Source organism: Acinetobacter tjernbergiae DSM 14971 = CIP 107465, from assembly GCF_000374425.1.
Taxonomy (GTDB): Bacteria; Pseudomonadota; Gammaproteobacteria; order Pseudomonadales; family Moraxellaceae; genus Acinetobacter; species Acinetobacter tjernbergiae.
In genome coordinates this window covers 34,805-51,215 of the sequence record NZ_KB894367.1, presented here as the reverse complement: position 1 = coordinate 51,215, position 16,411 = coordinate 34,805, and the positions used below count along the sequence as shown (strand labels likewise).

General features: G+C 38.2%; 13 protein-coding genes. 9 read left to right on the top strand and 4 right to left on the bottom strand.

Features of this window, described 5'->3' with window-relative positions:
* Positions 1–7: 7 nt before the first annotated feature.
* The 9 genes from C502_RS0111825 (at position 8) to C502_RS0111785 (ending at position 11,337) form a co-directional block, all read left to right on the top strand.
* On the top strand, positions 8–2,263 hold the full coding sequence (locus C502_RS0111825; protein ID WP_018679031.1) for a TonB-dependent receptor: 2,256 nt from the start codon (positions 8–10) through the stop codon (positions 2,261–2,263).
* Between the two features lie 51 nt (positions 2,264–2,314).
* Positions 2,315–3,535 carry an MFS transporter gene (locus tag C502_RS0111820; protein ID WP_035308176.1) on the top strand — a complete coding sequence of 407 codons (1,221 nt, stop codon included), beginning with the start codon at positions 2,315–2,317 and terminating at the stop codon, positions 3,533–3,535.
* Between the two features lie 221 nt (positions 3,536–3,756).
* Positions 3,757–5,886: a bifunctional mannitol-1-phosphate dehydrogenase/phosphatase gene (gene mtlD, locus C502_RS0111815; protein WP_018679029.1), complete on the top strand. Its 2,130-nt coding sequence runs from the start codon at positions 3,757–3,759 to the stop codon at positions 5,884–5,886.
* Between the two features lie 79 nt (positions 5,887–5,965).
* Entirely contained in the window at positions 5,966–6,589 is a 624-nt protein-coding gene (locus C502_RS0111810; RefSeq protein ID WP_018679028.1) for a 2'-5' RNA ligase family protein, read from the top strand.
* Between the two features lie 2 nt (positions 6,590–6,591).
* Positions 6,592–7,119: a bifunctional adenosylcobinamide kinase/adenosylcobinamide-phosphate guanylyltransferase gene (gene cobU, locus C502_RS0111805; RefSeq protein WP_018679027.1), complete on the top strand. Its 528-nt coding sequence runs from the start codon at positions 6,592–6,594 to the stop codon at positions 7,117–7,119.
* A complete protein-coding gene (gene cobT, locus C502_RS0111800; protein ID WP_018679026.1) occupies positions 7,112–8,182 on the top strand; it encodes a nicotinate-nucleotide--dimethylbenzimidazole phosphoribosyltransferase in 1,071 nt (356 codons plus the stop codon). Before cobU ends, cobT begins: the two co-directional genes overlap by 8 nt.
* Entirely contained in the window at positions 8,172–8,768 is a 597-nt protein-coding gene (locus C502_RS0111795; RefSeq protein ID WP_018679025.1) for a histidine phosphatase family protein, read from the top strand. The genes cobT and C502_RS0111795 overlap by 11 nt, the downstream gene beginning before the upstream one ends.
* A 145-nt stretch (positions 8,769–8,913) precedes the next feature.
* A complete protein-coding gene (locus tag C502_RS0111790) occupies positions 8,914–10,494 on the top strand; it encodes a histidine-type phosphatase (protein ID WP_018679024.1) in 1,581 nt (526 codons plus the stop codon).
* A 102-nt stretch (positions 10,495–10,596) separates the two neighbouring features.
* Entirely contained in the window at positions 10,597–11,337 is a 741-nt protein-coding gene (locus C502_RS0111785) for an adenosylcobinamide-GDP ribazoletransferase (protein ID WP_018679023.1), read from the top strand.
* A gap of 56 nt (positions 11,338–11,393) precedes the next feature.
* On the opposite strand, the gene C502_RS0111780 is transcribed toward C502_RS0111785, so the two are convergent.
* From C502_RS0111780 to C502_RS0111765, 4 genes are all read right to left on the bottom strand, one after another.
* Positions 11,394–12,860, bottom strand: a complete 1,467-nt coding sequence (locus tag C502_RS0111780) for a PepSY domain-containing protein (protein ID WP_018679022.1) — start codon at positions 12,858–12,860, stop codon at positions 11,394–11,396.
* A gap of 3 nt (positions 12,861–12,863) precedes the next feature.
* Positions 12,864–14,975, bottom strand: a complete 2,112-nt coding sequence (locus tag C502_RS0111775; protein WP_018679021.1) for a TonB-dependent receptor family protein — start codon at positions 14,973–14,975, stop codon at positions 12,864–12,866.
* Positions 14,976–15,050: 75 nt separating this feature from the next.
* On the bottom strand, positions 15,051–15,551 hold the full coding sequence (locus tag C502_RS0111770) for a hypothetical protein (protein ID WP_018679020.1): 501 nt from the start codon (positions 15,549–15,551) through the stop codon (positions 15,051–15,053).
* 130 nt (positions 15,552–15,681) lie between these two features.
* A complete protein-coding gene (locus tag C502_RS0111765; protein ID WP_018679019.1) occupies positions 15,682–16,299 on the bottom strand; it encodes a TetR/AcrR family transcriptional regulator in 618 nt (205 codons plus the stop codon).
* Positions 16,300–16,411: the final 112 nt, after the last annotated feature.

The window sequence follows — 16,411 nt, the reverse complement described above, 5'->3', positions numbered from 1 at the left end:
GTAATTTATGAAAGTTCGTTCACTTTCGACATCATTCACACTGTTGAGCTTAGCCATAAGTACACAACTTTATGCTCAAACTGTTGAAACAGCACCATCTACTCAAGCAGTTGTTGTAGAAAGTCAAAAAACAGCACAACTTGCACCGATCGTAGTGACAGCAACTCGTTCAGCTCAAAGTATTGCGGAAATTGCGGGGACAGTACAATCAATTGAACAAAAACAAATTGAGCAACAAGCTGCTGCTGGGCGAAAACTTGCAGATATTTTGGCTCAACTCGTTCCTTCACTGAGTCCAAGTAGTGGTACAACCACCAATTATGGTCAAACGATGCGTGGTCGTCAGGTACTGGTTTTGATTGATGGTGTCGCACAAACAGGTTCACGTGATGCTGCTCGTCAACTGAATAGTATCAGCCCAGACTCAATTGAAAAAATTGAAGTGGTTTCAGGTGCAAGTAGCATTTATGGTTCAGGGGCAACAGGCGGTATTATTAATATTATTACTAAAAAAGGTACTGGGGAAGGTTTAAGCTTTGAATCAAAAGTTGGCGTGACCTCTGGTGATAATTTTAAAAATGATGCACTTGCTTATGAGGCTTATCAATCAGTCGCATTTAATCAAGGGGATTGGAATGGTTTCTTAGGTGCAGGCTATACCAAACGTGGGGAAATCCAAGACAGTCATGGTCATCGTATTGGGCCTGAAATCGCACAAACTGATCGTCAAGACACTGAGACAGTCGATGTAAATGGTCGTTTAAGCTGGCAATTAACAGACAAGCAAAAGTTAAGCTTTGGCGCTCAATATTATGATGATCAACAAGATTCAGAATATGGCCCTGATTATGGTACAAACTTTGCTGTTTTAAGAGGAAATGCCCCGAGCTTAAAAGCTTTAAAAGGTTTCGAAATCGATAAACAACCCTTTACTAAACGCTATGCGGTGAACGCACAATATCAAAATACGGACGTGTTAGGGCAAGAACTGAACGTTGAAACTTATTACCGTAATGAAAAAGCAAGATTTTATCCAACCATTTTAAGCAACTTTATTCCAGCAGGCTATTATTTAGCATACCAATCAGAATCTGATATTGATGTTGCGGGTGTGCGTGCAGCCATGACATCAAAACTGAACCTTATTGATCGTGATTTAAAACTCACTTATGGTCTTGATTATGACCATGAGAAAGATAAGCAAACAGCAGATCTCTATAGTTTTACCAATAACGGGCTGAAATATAAAAATACAGGTCGTAGTTATGCTTTTGGTCCAGATGCAACCATTAAAAATTTGGGCACATTTATTCAAGCGAATTATGATTTAACCGATGCTTTGAATGTTCAAACAGGCATACGTTATCAACGTATTGAAAGTGATACAACAGCATTTAAACCAACCGTTGCAGCGATTCAAGGGGATATTACGGGACAACCCGTTGGAATGGTTGCGGCTGGTTCAGTCAAACATGATAAAACTTTATTTAATTTAGGTGCTGTTTATAAATTAAATGATCAACAACAAGTGTTTGCTAATTTCTCACAAGGCTTTAGTTTACCTGATATTCAACGTGTATTGCGTGATGTTTCAGCAAGTTACGTTGTGCGTTCTGAAAATGTAAATCCAATTACCGTTAACAACTACGAGTTGGGTTGGAGAATGCAGAATGATCATGGAGCGAATTTAGGTTTAACCTCGTTCTACAATACATCTGATAAGGTGATTCAGTTTAAAGCCGATCGTTCCGTGACTGTGGCTGACACAGACCAGCGAGTTTATGGTTTAGAAGCAAATGCAAGTATGCCAGTACTCGATCAATTTAATGTTGGTGGAACAGTTTCTTATACTAGAGGTCAATTTAAAGATGCTGCTGGTACTTGGCGAGAGCTAAATGCTTTACAAGTTTCTCCAATCAAGGGAACAGTATTTGGTGAATGGCAAGATAATCAAGGCAATGGACTACGAGTACAGATGCTTGCAGTCAAAGGAACAGATAAAGCCTATGAAGACGCTTTAGTTGCTAAATACGATACCAATGTTCGCCCTAACGCTGCGACCAAAATCAAAGGCTATGCTGTGATGGATGTGATTGCCAATGCAAAAGTAGGCCCTGGAACAGTTGGTTTTGGTGTCTATAATGTTTGGAATACAGAATATAAAACGGTATACAGTCAAGCTGCTGAAGCTGTATATGGTGCAATCTCAAGTTTAGCTGCACAAGGTCGTACTTATGGTTTGAGCTATACCCTCAAATACTAATTCAATCAAAAGGCATCTTTTTAGATGCCTTTTCTTTTTATGACATTCATTATGCAAAGAAATTTTAAATTATTGGCTTGGGCAACTTTAGCCAACGGCACTTGTTTTTCCATGATTTTGCCTTTACTTGCACCTTTAATTCGGCAGTTACACTTAACCGAGCTTCAGGGGGGCATGATTGTATCTGCGGGTGCGATTTGTATGGCAATTGCTTCAATTTTTATTGCTAAGCATCAAAAAATACAAACACCATATCAATTGATGAATTATGGTTTTTGGGGGATGACCATTACATGGGCGATTTTTACACTCATCCTTTATTTTGGCATCAATCAAAGTTTAGCTCCTGTCGCAATTTTTATACTTCTTATACTCAGCCGTTCAAGTACAGGGGCATTCATGGCAATGCCACAAATTGGTTTACAAAGTTATGTGATGCAGCATGTCATTAATACAGAACAACGAAGTCAGAAAATGGCAATGTACGGTGCAATGAACAGTTTAGGGATGATCATTGGGCCATTTGTAACTTCTATTTTGTTGCTAGGTGGGATTTTATTGTCAATGTGGGTGGCTGTTATTGTATTGATGATCTTTAGTGTTTTACTGACCGTATTTTTTCATAAAGACACGATTGCTCAGATCAATTTAATACAACAACAAAGCTTAAAAGATGAATCAACAGCGTTTTCAATCAAGCCAGCTTTACCGTGGTTAATCCTTGGTTTTAGTACTTATATGGCAATCGTGACTTTGAATATGACAGCAGGATTTTATATTCAGGATCGCTTTCAACTCAACATACAGCAGAGTGCAAGCTACTTTTCTCAGTGTATGTTAATTGTTGGTTTTAGTTTGGTTCTGACTCAGATTATTATCGTGAAAATTGTCAGATTAAGCTTACAAGCCTTGGTAGGCTTAGGGATTACGGCAATGCTTGCTGGTTTATTATTGTCGTTAAATGCAGATCAAATCATCTTTTTCCAAGCCAGCTATATTTTATATGGAATAGGGGTTGCAAGCCTGCTTCCTGCATTTACGACAGGGGCAGCACAATCAGTGAGCCAAAGTGCACAAATTAAAATGGCAAGTTTATGTACTGCAATTCAGGCGCTTGGTTTAATTGTTGCACCTTTGCTCAGTACATTTTTATATCACTATGCGATCAATTTACCTTTTTATTTACTCAGTGTGTTAATGCTCAGTGTGGGTTTGTATTTGGCTTGGATATTAATCCTACAGAATAAAACATCGACTAAGCTCGTGATTTAGATTCGAGTTTATAAGCACAAACATTTGCCATTTTTGCTTAAAAACCAAGCATATTTTTTGGGGTAATGCAAATTATTAACAAAATGAGAGGCTCTTGAATCAAAAAATAACCATTTTAGTGTGTTTTTTGATCAAATTTATTTCATTTATTTACGCCTTGGATTTTGATGCATTTTTTTAGTTAACCTAAGAAAAGTCTGGTTCATAGCAAAGGAGTAAAAATGTTAATTTTTCATGATTATCCTGTCCAAGGGGCACTTTTTGATATGGATGGAACAATGTTTGATACTGAGCGTTTGCGCTTTCAAACATTGAAACAGGCCTCCAATGAGTTGATTGGACAGGAGTTCTCAGATGAATATTTGATGCAGTGTCTAGGGTTAAGTGCAAAAGCATCTGAACAACTGGCACAAAAGTTTTATGGTACAGATGTTCCTTATACTGCTATTCGCAAACGAGCAGATGAAATTGAACTGGCGTTTGTTCGTCAAAATGGTGTTCCCATTAAAAAGGGCTTAATCCAAGTTTTAGAGCGTCTGCGTAAGTCTGGTTTAAGAATGGCAGTTGCAACATCGAGTCGTCGTGCGATTGCAGAAGAATATCTAATTAATGCCAATGTCTATAAATTTTTTGACTTATTGGTTTGTGGTGATGAAGTCGAACAAGGGAAGCCACACCCTGAAATTTTTATCACAGCAGCACAAAGACTAAATCTACAACCGCAACAGTGCCTTATGTTTGAAGATTCAGAAAATGGGATTAATTCTGCATCTGAAGCAGGTGGAGTCACAATTTTACTTAAAGATATCAAAGAGCCGAGTGATCAGGTGTTGGCTCAAACAAGATTCTATTATCAGGACATGAATGAATGCCTGAATGCTTTAGATCAATATATTCCTGAAATGGGCATGCCGCAGTTGCAAGAATCTTTTCCACAAAGTTTGAATCAATTAACCGTTGGGATTCATGGTTTTGGTGCGATCGGTGGTGGATATCTTGCACAAGTATTATCACATTGGGATGGTTTTACTCGACCTCAGCGAATCTTGGCATCAACTAGAAATCGTTTATATCTTGAATCTGTAAATAGTTTCGCAAGCTATAGTATTCGCTATAACCAGTGTTCTTATGACGAACGTATCGAAAATCTAACAGTGATTGATGCGGATAATCAGCCGCAAATGTTAGACATGTATATGCAATCGAGTTTGATTGTGCTGTGTTTACCAGAACAGGCGATTCCATCTGAAGCAAAAATAATTGCAAAAGGCTTGCTCGCACGTTTTATGTCACAAGAGATACAAAATGATGAGCCAATTACTTTCTTAATTGTGTTGAATAAAGTTTGTGCAAAATATTTGGTACTGAAGCACCTCCGTGAAGCTTTGCTTGAAATAACAGATGAAGATATTGCTGAGCATATTTTAACTGAACATTATTTCTGTGATACGGTCGTAAACAGGATGGCTTCTAAACTTACAGATCAGGCGTTGTATCGCCAACTCAATATCAAACACCAATTATTTAAACAATATCAGTCTGATTTAAATGAAGATAGCATTGAACTCTCAGATGAAACGGCTTTAACTGAGCAACAAGAACAATACCTGAGTTCATGCTTAGACGATATGAAAGGGCAATTCCAAGCCGGCCAGTTCCTACAGAATATGGACTTAATTTTGTTTCATAGCGAAACGGATATGCCAATTTATGTAGAGAATCGCAGTCCATTACTTCATAAAATGCGTCAAATGATTCTGGTTGATCAGATTTCGGATATTCAAATCATTAAAAATCGTTTGTGGAATGGTTGTCATGCCATGCTTGCTTGGTATGCCAGTTTAAATGGGCATGAGACGATTGGTATTGCAATGGCTGATTTAGCAGTTCGACAATATGCTGAAAGACTGGTTGATGAAGTTAAATTAGGTTTAGCTAATTTAATCCCAAATCAGAAAAAGCAATTGGATCGAATGGCTGAAAGTTTTTTAAACTCATGTCGATCTGCTTATAAAGATCCGTGTGAACGTGTTGCAAGAGAGCCGTTAAGAAAGCTTAATTTTAATGAGCGTGTTTTAGGAAGCTTAGAGAATCATATTCAACAACAGTTGCCTCATCAAAATCTCTTAAATGGGGCAATTTATGGATATGCCCATGCTTTGAAGATACTTGAATTAGACGAAATATTGATTGTTCAACACATTCAAAAAAATGTCGCCTACATGGATGTGACCGAAACTCAAAAGAAACAGTTGTTAGATCAGCTTTATCAAGGTATTCAACATGAATTAGCCGATGTCGATTTAGCGTTTAACGAGATGTTTGGGGAGATCAAGTCGGAGTCTGTTTGAAATGAAATATTGAAAAGAACTTTAATGTTTTAATTGATTTGTGTTTGAATAACACAACTTTAAAGATGATTTAGACGTTGTGTTATTACAGGCATCTACTCAACTGATTGCAACTGAACTGCGAGATTATCCTGAATGGCATTTGGGTCGTTCAGACTATGGGCTGTGGTATATCGAAATTGATCAACCTGAATTGATTCGGTATCTAGATCAGCTCAGAACACCATTTTCAAATCTTCTCATCCCATCAAATCAGCGCCAGTATCACATTACTTTGTTTGTTTGCGGTTTTTTGACAGCAGATTTTAAGAAATATGATGATGATTTCCAGCTTGTACAATTAAATCGACAGATCGACTTACTTAAACAATTGCAGTTAAAGCCATTTGAACTAGAAATCACCCAGATTGATAGTTTTAGTAGTGCTTTATTTTTACAGGTCAATGATACCAATAACACACTGTCTAAAATTCGCCAACAGCTTGCTCAAGGTTCAAATGAAATTGCAGCACTCGATTATTGCCCACATATCACGTTAGGACTTTATCAACAGACATGGCAAAGTGATATCGTACTGGAACGCATCAAAAATTTAGCGACTAGACAGTTTAAAATTCAGGTCAATCATTTAACTTTCGGCTATTATAAGGCACAGATTTTACAAGGATTACTGTATCCTTATCATCAAATGAGATTAGGTTAAATATGTTACAGCTCATCTTAGGTGGTGCTCGCTCAGGTAAGAGCCGCTTGGCTGAACAAATGGCGAAAGAACAAGGTGTCACTGTTGTCTATGTTGCGACTGCACAAGCGTTAGACCAAGAAATGCAGCAACGGATTAAGCATCATCAACAACAACGTCCTGATGATTGGCAATTGTGTGAAGAACCTATTTTTCTTGCGGATCAACTGTTGCAATTAGATCAAGAGAATCAAGTGATCTTGGTGGATTGTTTGACCTTATGGCTCACCAATTTATTGTTATCCGATCATGCTGAATTACAACAGCAGCAAACAGACAAATTTTTAAACCTATTACCCCAACTCAAATCACACATTATTTTAGTGAGTAACGAAACTGGACTGGGTGTAGTTCCTATGGGTGAAATTAGCCGTCAATTTGTGGATGAAGCAGGACGTTTACATCAAGCTTTAGGGCAGTTAGCAAATAAAGTGGTGTTCTGTGTGGCAGGTTTTCCAATGATTTTAAAAGATGAGAAAGAACATGACTGAACAAGTAACTTGGTACTTAGAACCGATTCAACAACCTGATTTAGATGCGAAACAGCAAGCAGAACAACGTCAACTGCAATTAACCAAACCAACAGGTGCATTGGGTGATTTAGAAACAACGGCAATTCAACTCGCAAATTTGCAGGGTACAGTTCACCCTAAAATTCAACAGCCTTGGATCACGATTTTTGCAGGTGATCATGGTGTCGTGGAAGAAAATATCTCGGCTTACCCACAAGCAGTTACGCGTCAAATGCTACAAAATTTTGCTTCAGGTGGTGCAGCGATTAGTGTGATTGCCAAACACCATCAAGCACATTTACAAGTTGTTGATTGCGGTACTGTCGGTGAGACCTATAATTATGTTGGCGTTGAGCGTCATTGTATTCGAGCTGGTACAGCTAATTTTGCGCAACAAACAGCCATGACTGAGCAAGAATGCCTTGCCGCGCTTGAACTGGGTAAAAATAGTGCGGATCTCGCAAAAGCGCAGGGAAGCGATATTTTTGTTGCAGGTGAAATGGGCATTGGGAATACCTGTTCAGCTTCAGCACTTGCCTGTTTGTTACTGAATGAATCAGCGCAGCAGCTTACAGGCTTAGGCACTGGAATCAATATTGAACAATTACAACATAAAATTAAAGTCATTGATCAAGCGGTCAAGCTCCATAGACCTCATGTTGCGAATGATGCTTTAAAAATCCTAGCGGCTGTTGGTGGCTTAGAAATAGCTGCCATGACAGGGGCTTATTTACGTTGTGCGCAAATTGGTTTGCCGATTGTGGTGGATGGTTTTATCAGTTCAGTTGCAGCTTTATGTGCGATGCGTATTCAATCTCAGAGTCGTGAATGGATGTTATTTGGACATCAATCAGCAGAATATGGTCATCAACGTATCTTAAAAGAACTTGCAGCACAGCCAATCCTCAAAATGAATTTACGTTTAGGGGAAGGCAGTGGTGCTGGTGCGGCATTATCTATGATCCAACTTGCTTGTGTATTGCATAATCAAATGGCAACTTTTGCGGAAGCGGCAGTAACAGGTGATAAAGTTGCAGATTGATTTACTGCGACATGGTGAAACGACTTTAAGCCATACGCTACGTGGGCATTTGGATGATGATCTGACTGAACAGGGTTGGTTGCAAATGCAATCAACCATTCAGCAGTACATGACTACTTCAGTGGATTGGGATGTGATTATCAGTTCACCTTTGCGGCGTTGTCGTCGCTTTGCAGAGCATTTGGCAGATCAACTCGGATTGCCAATGCGGGTCAATGAGCATATCAAAGAAATGTATTTCGGTGATTGGGAAGGTATTTCAACCCAAGCCATTTATGAAGCCGAACCTGAGCGATTAGCAAACTTTTGGCAATTTCCTACGCAATATCATGCGCCAAATGGTGAGTCTTTAACCCAGTTCCAACAAAGAATTTTCATTGGTTTTGAGCAGATTTATACTCAAATACAAGCACAAAATGGGCAAAAGGCTTTAGTCATTACGCATGGTGGTGTCATCAAATTACTCACCTGTTTAGCACAACAACAAAACCCAGATGATTTATTAAAAATGCCTGCCGAATTAGGCAAGTTATATTCATTTTCCTTATCAAAATATCACGAGAAAATGCAGTTCGAAATTCTATAACTTTTGAGATTGAATCAGAAAATGATGTAATTATTGACTAAAAGTTAAATAATTCTTTAAAGGGAAATGTTAATTGCTCAATGTAACTGAACTGTCATTACTGTTTCCTATGATACATAGCACGTATAATCAAATTGACCATTCTATGAATATTTTATTTAAAAGCAGTATGTTATGTGCAAGTATATTATTGGCAGCATGTAATAATAATGAGCAACAATCACAGTCTAGCCCTGAACAAAATACCTCATCAAAATATTATCAAACCAAAACACCATATCAACCTCAACAAGACCTTAAAAAATACGAAGCAATTCCACAAGGTTTTAAACCTGTTTTTACAGAGTTAGTAGCACGTCATGGCTCAAGAGGATTATCGAGTATTAAATATGACTTGGCACTTTATAATTTATGGAAACAAGCCAAGGCCGAGAATGCTTTAACGCCTTTAGGTGAAAAACTAGGTGCCGATTTAGAAACTATGATGAAAGCCAATATTCTGCTTGGTTATGGGGTGGACGGAATCCGTCAGTATGGATATGGCAATGAAACGATGCTCGGTATTCAAGAACATCGTGGTATTGCAGACCGTCTTTTACAGCGTTTACCTGAGCTATTTAAAATAGCAGCGACACAACCTGAATCTATTTTAGTTCAAAGCTCAGGCGTAGATCGTGCGGTTGACAGTGCCAAGTTCTTTACTGCTGAATTGATTCAACAGCAACCCCAATTGAAAAATCAAGTTACACCTGTTTCATATACCAGTTTAACCAGTACCAGTATCCCCTCTATTGAGGATGGCGGCGTAGATCGTTTTAAACTTTATTTCCATAGCTTGAATAAAGATCAAGATTTGGTGAGTCCATTATCAACTCAGCAACAAGCAATCTATGATGCAAGTCAAGCCTATCAAAAATTTGAAGCTGAAGATGTATATCTAAAAAATAAGTTAAATGATTTGGCAAAAGATACACGCGCACAGCAAATTGCAATGAATGTACTTAACCCAATTTTTAAGCCTGAATTTCTCAAAAAATTAGGTACGACTGGTTATACTTTCAGTAATAACGGTGCTTATACCGTGACATCACCAAAAGGTGAAACCATTACTGAAAAAGGGAAAGGAAAAAATACCATTGCAAGTGCTGTGGATGCAGCAGCTTATCTTTATGAGTTGTATTCAATTTCTGGTGGTATGCAGCTTGAATTAAAAGATGTAAATTTTGATCAATATATGCCTGTAGATGCAGCAAAATTCTATGCTGAATTTAACGATGCAAATGATTTTTATGAGAAAGGGCCAAGCTTTCAAGAATCAAATGCTGTCACCAGTAACATTGCTCAAGGTCTAAAACAAGATTTGTTTAAGCAAGTAGATGCAATTGTCGATAAACAACAATCCCACCGTGCTGTGTTACGCTTCGCACATGCAGAAATCATTATTCCACTGGCGACTAGTTTGGAATTACATGACATGATGCAGCCTTTGCCTTTACATCAAACATATAACTACAGCAATAGTACGTGGAGAGGTGAAGTAGTATCGCCAATGGCTGCGAATTTACAGTGGGATATTTACCAAAATGCTCAAGGCACAACTTTGGTAAAAATGCTCTACAATGAAAAAGAGACCTTGTTTAAATCATCATGTAAATATGCACAATATAGTACCAACAGTTTTTATTATGACTATCTGAAGCTTAAACAATGTTATCAAATTCAATAATCTAGTTGATTTATCATTTTAATTTGGGAATAGGGTTCTATTCCCATTTTTGTTTCTTCATAATCTGTAAATCATCAATATTGTTTGACTGAGATTTCTTGCATGACAGCTTTTTGGATTGCTTTGCAATTTTTAACAGTTTTGCCCATTGAATTAAAAACAATGCCAAGTGCAAAGCAAAATGGTCAAGCGATCTTATTTTATCCATTTGTGGGTTTGTTGATCGGACTCGTACTGCTTGGTGTGTCTCTGATTTTAGTCAAACTGCCAATTTTATTGATTGCCAGTATCATTTTAGTGTTATGGATATGGCTCACGGGTGGGCTCCATCTTGATGGTTTAGCCGATACAGCAGACGCTTGGGTGGGTGGTTTTGGTGATCCTGAACGTACACTCAAAATTATGAAAGATCCAAGCTGCGGTCCAATCGGTGTGCTGAGTCTGGTTGCTGTTTGTTTACTTAAATTTGCTACGCTGTATGTGCTGCTTGAGCAGCACTTCAATGCGTTTTTGATTCTAGTTCCAATGCTTGGGCGTAGTGTTCCATTATTTTTATTTTTAACCACAGCTTATGTTCGTGATAAAGGGCTAGGACGTTCAATTACTGATTTTATTCCAAAGAAACTTACATGGACTGTTTTTGTCATTACAATTTCATTACTTTGTGTGTTCGAATGGTTGGGATTGGTGACTTTCATCTGCTTTATTGCTGTATTATTTTATTTAAGAGCTTTATTTATCAAAAGAATTGGTGGGATTACTGGTGATACTGTTGGTGCTGCAATTGAGCTGATTGAGACAGGATTAATGCTAAGTTTTGTGGTTGCTTCATTTTATATTTGATGGGTTTAATTTTAAAAAATTGATCCTCCTTAAATTAAGAAGGATCAACACAGAACTTAGGATGCTTTTCGGGCTGCTAATCTACAACCTAAGATCACCAATAAAGCGATGAGTCCAGCAATACTACTTAACAAAATATCCCTGAGTGTTTTATCTAGTGGTAGCCATGTCCACTTATGTAGATATGCAAAACTAAAACCTTCTAAAGCATCTTGTTGAGTGACTTGCGCTGCAATCACACCGCTACTTGGCTCAATATACAGCCTGAGTTGATCACTTAAATTGCTTTCAACTTTTACTACGGGTAAACGTTTGTTGATGAAACCATATTCACCACTAAAACTGGTGACCCAAGAGCTTTGAGTAAAGTGATCCACTGGTAAATGTAAATAGTCGGCAGTCAACTGCTTACTTTGCTCAAGCGTATTTAATTTTGTAGCGGTATGTGCATCAATCAATTCAATTGCAGGGGCAGCGCTTTTAGAATGATTATGATGATCATGTTCTTTGGCCGCGGTCATGCTGCCTTGTAGCTGTGGTTTGTCTGTCAATTGAACCATCCAACCTGCTTGAGCGTGATCTTGAGCAAAGGAGATCGGTACAAGGTTAAGGCGTTGTATTGGCTGTTGAACAGCCGTTTTCCATGCGATAGCACTTAAACTCTGTGTATAAAACATCGGTTGAATGTTCACAATCTCAGATTTTTTATGCCAAACATGATAGAAACCACTGAATATCCATAGCAAGATAAATACACTTAAACTGATGCCTAAATAGCGATGTAAAAAGCGAATCGGCTTGTGAGCTAAACGATGGTTCTGGCGATTACGAATCTTAAAAAATAATCCAATTCCCATGCAGGTAAGAACTAAAATGCCAATTAAGGCAATTTGCATCAGTATACTTTGTCCTGTCCACGGTTGATCGCCCCAAGTCCATGTATGACCTAAACGAAATATTTTCGCCATCCACATTTTTTGGTCATTAGATAGCGTGGCTAATCGAGATTGTGATGGATCGACATAAGCCCTTAAACCATTGTCAAAACTTACACGCCAAACAGGCAATAAACGATTCACACTTGGATAGTCATCACTAAACTCAGTGATCAGTTCAGTCGAAACGATCTGTTGTTTGGCTAAACCCGTATACCAAATTGCAAGACGTTTTACATCTTGTTGCTCTGCATCTTCAATGAGTTGACCCGATCGACTATCAAAATACTCCGCAATGTTTTGATTTGGTTTTAAAACTCGATAAGCCACAAGTTCAGGTTGTAACTGAATGGCTTGTAATGCGGAAAACGCTGTAATTTGATGTTGTTGCAATACTTGAGGTGCAGACAAAGCATTTTTTAAGTTGAGTTGCTGAGATGGTGGCATTCGTTTGACGGGTTGAGGTTGTGTTGCGCTCATGATTGGATGCAACACACCTGTTAAAGACCACATCAAAACCAAAATGCCGAGCACCATCCCCAAGCGACGATGTAATTTCAGTCGTTTTGTGAGTTGGCTGGCATTCATTGTTTATTTCCCAAAATGATAACGTAAACCTAATAAATAAGTTCGTGGTGCAGCTGGGGTATAACTAGCTTGGTTATTGCTATATGACGTGCTTTCAGCATAATGCACGTCTGCGGCATTGATGATTTGCCCATAAACCTCATAAGCATTTTTACGATAATTGGCGCGTAAATTTAGAATGGTATGCCCATCATATTTTTCGGTATTGGCATCATTGATCCAGTAAGAGCCAACATAAATACCTTCAGCCGACAGCAATAATGCTGGAATAGGTTTGATTTGATACTCAATCGTGCCAAAACTTTTTGGTGAGCTTGGCATCGTATTATCGCTATAGTTGAGCGTAGATGAAGGCTGAAATTCTTTATATTCGTGTTTGGCGATACTTCCAGAAACTTTCAGGCGTTGATCATATCGTTCACTCAGTTTCCAAGTTCCACCAATCTCAATGCCTTGATGTAAAGTTTTTCCTGCATTTCGTGGTTCACGAGTATTATCAGGTTTTGTATAACTTAGAACTTCATCCTTACCTTGTAAACGATACAAGGTAATTTCACCATCCAGTCGATCATCTAAAACTTTGAAACGTAAACCTGCATCAATATTATTAAATGTTGCTTCTTTTAAGTCTGGTGTGACGAGATTTGCACCATATAAACTACTGACCTCTGGTGGCACAAAACCTTGTGACCAGTTGCTATACAGATCTAATTCGGGTGTGATGTTCCATACAAAACCAAGTTGAGGGCTTGCCTTATGAAAACTGCGCTTTCCATCTGGCGCACCTGTAACTTTTGATGGGACAAGTTTGTTATCAAAGTCATAACTGATCCAATCATAGCGAGCGCCACCGACTAGATTGAGGTTGGGCAAAGCTTGCCAATTTGCTTGTGTATAGAATGCTTGGTTATTGACATCAACTTTGAAGTCACGTAATAACTGACGTTGTTTGTAACCTGTATAAACAAGCGTATTTGGATCACGAAAGACTTCAATATCATTGGTTTGAGCTTGGTTTGGAGAATGATCTGCCATCGCCCCAACGATTAATTTTACCTGATCAAAGCTAATCGAATGTTGTAAATTTAAACCATAAGATTGAAAAGCGTTATAGGTGGTTTGCCCACTATAAGTTCCTGTAGGTTTTTTATCTTTTACATCAGTGCGAATATTGTAGCTCGGATTTTGATCTGTCGTATTATCACGATAATACACGGTTAATTGGCTTTGTTGCTGATCATTCCATTGATGGTTAATCTGTGATGAAAGACGGGTTGAGTCTACTTCTCGATATGTAAATGTTTGATAACTATAACCTGGACGTTTGTTAAAATCTTCAGCATTAAGGCTACCCGTCATATCGGTTTTTAAATGGTTGTAGCTGAAAATATTTTTGATTTGAGTGGCATCTGATATACGCCAATCATGTCTTAAAGTCACACTTTGCTTATTACTTTCAGCATGATCTTGCCAGCTATCACCACGATCACTGGCATAGGCAGACAGTCTTAAACCATGTTCACCGTACTCAGTATCAAATGTATTGGATGCACCAAAGTCTAAACGGCGATAACCTTCAGAGCTTGCACTCAGACCTAAATCAGCTGTTGGGGTTAAACTCGGCGCTTTGGTGAGGAAATTAATCGTGCCACCAATTGCATTACTTCCATACAAGCTACTTGCTGGACCACGCAAAATTTCAATGCTATCAATTCCAGCTAAATTTACTTCATATAAAGCATTGTGGTTAAACACACCGACTGGACGGATCGAAATACCATCTTCTAAATATTGATAAACAGCAGAAGTCGTGATGGGTTGACGAATCGACATCATGTGTTGTTCGTTACCCAAATCATTCATCAAAACACCAGGCGTCTGATTGAGCAACTGACCAATAAAAGTGGCATGTTTATTTTCAATGTCTTGACTGGTAATTTTGCTAATTGCAGCAGGGGTATTATTAATAGATTCGCCTTCACGACTTGCTGTTACCACGATTGTATCTAGCGTTTTAGTCTGATCTTGAGCTGATGTTTCAGCTAAAGCCATAGAACTATAGGTAATCGATAGACATGCTGTCGTTAATACTGACAAACGAAATTGAGTATTCATATTTAACTCTATAAAAAGCAATAAACGAGGCTGTACCGCAGTGAGACACTGGATACGAAATGTTAAAAAAGCATTTTATAGAGCGAGCGGTGGTGCTTGTTTAATTGGAAAGATATAGAAGATACGTGGAATTTGCAGATCTTCTGACCACGTATAACATAGGCATCGTACACGACTAAACCAAGCCAGTACAAAGATTAAAATAAATGCAATTAAAGGAATAATTGCAACAGCATCTAAACCATGTGTACATAAAGGACAATGCTTCATGATTTGACTAGCAAGGGCAAAAACCTCTTTGGCATAATCACTGAGTTGATCATGCTGAGTCGGTTGTGAATGCTGTTGGTGATGCATTTCATGCATGGCATGATGGTGACTTGAATGAGATTCAGACAACATCAAACTATTTTTAATATCTGTGACTTGGCAATGTGTAGGCATTGCATAGAGTGCAGGTACGACCCCAGTATGTACCATCGTTGGTAAGAAGATATGCCAGAGTAAACAAAGCAAAGTAATCGCACCGAGCGAGGCGCGCCACTTTAGCAACTGTTGACGAAAACTGGACTTCATATCAGCGATACGTCGTAGGGGAAATGTGGCAGCAGTATAATTAAAAAAATGTTACGGTTCAAAACAAATCAGATACGTTGTGCAGAATACGTGGCGAGATTTATGCATTACCCATCGTAATTTTGAATTTTTATGGCATTAATGAAAACAAATGTTTAAGACTTTGCAAGGCATTTTCAACCAATTGTTCTTCATCAATAGTTTCAGGTAATACAATCACCTGATGAATCAATAACGATGCCATACCATGAATATGTGACCAACTGGATAAAGCTGTTATTCGCACCATCTTTGAATGAATTTCTTGATCAAGAATTTGAGCAATGGTCTGTTTTAGAACCTGAAATGCTTGTTCTCTCGCACGTTCTAACTCAGGCGTTAAAGTCGCTTGTGTGATCTCTGAGCCAAACATCAGTTGATACATTGTAGGATTACGTTTAGCAAAACGAAAATAAGCCAAGCTAACTTCTTTTAAAATTGTTGTTGCTGTACTCTCAGCTAAAGCTTGATTTAAAACAAATTCTAATTCCGAAAATCCTGTTGCAGCCAATCGGCTCAAAAGCTCATCTTTATTCGCAAAGTGATAATAGACGGCTGTTGCACTCACACCCAACTGTTCTGCTATTGCTCTGATCGAAATTTTAGTAGGTCCAACTTCTTCAAGCATGCGTTTGGCTTGAATCAACAATTGTGGTTCAAGATTACCGACATGATACGTCTCACGTGGTTTAGCTGCATTTCTTGGCATGTAAAAAATTATAAATTTGAATGATGTCTTTATCTTAGCATATCAAATTAATCTTTTTGATGTTAAGTATCTTTACAGTGTAAAGATTAAAACATACACTGTCCTTGTTCTA

Excerpts from the sequence above, each read along its gene's own strand:
- C502_RS0111825 (WP_018679031.1), top strand. The coding sequence starts at position 8 with ATGAAAGTTCGTTCACTTTCGACATCATTCACACTGTTGAGCTTAGCC.
- C502_RS0111820 (WP_035308176.1), top strand. The coding sequence starts at position 2,315 with ATGCAAAGAAATTTTAAATTATTGGCTTGGGCAACTTTAGCCAACGGC.
- mtlD (WP_018679029.1), top strand. The coding sequence starts at position 3,757 with ATGTTAATTTTTCATGATTATCCTGTCCAAGGGGCACTTTTTGATATG.
- cobU (WP_018679027.1), top strand. The coding sequence starts at position 6,592 with ATGTTACAGCTCATCTTAGGTGGTGCTCGCTCAGGTAAGAGCCGCTTG.
- cobT (WP_018679026.1), top strand. The coding sequence starts at position 7,112 with ATGACTGAACAAGTAACTTGGTACTTAGAACCGATTCAACAACCTGAT.
- C502_RS0111790 (WP_018679024.1), top strand. The coding sequence starts at position 8,914 with ATGAATATTTTATTTAAAAGCAGTATGTTATGTGCAAGTATATTATTG.
- C502_RS0111785 (WP_018679023.1), top strand. The coding sequence starts at position 10,597 with ATGACAGCTTTTTGGATTGCTTTGCAATTTTTAACAGTTTTGCCCATT.
- C502_RS0111780 (WP_018679022.1), bottom strand. The coding sequence starts at position 12,860 with ATGAATGCCAGCCAACTCACAAAACGACTGAAATTACATCGTCGCTTG.
- C502_RS0111775 (WP_018679021.1), bottom strand. The coding sequence starts at position 14,975 with ATGAATACTCAATTTCGTTTGTCAGTATTAACGACAGCATGTCTATCG.
- C502_RS0111770 (WP_018679020.1), bottom strand. The coding sequence starts at position 15,551 with ATGAAGTCCAGTTTTCGTCAACAGTTGCTAAAGTGGCGCGCCTCGCTC.
- C502_RS0111765 (WP_018679019.1), bottom strand. The coding sequence starts at position 16,299 with ATGCCAAGAAATGCAGCTAAACCACGTGAGACGTATCATGTCGGTAAT.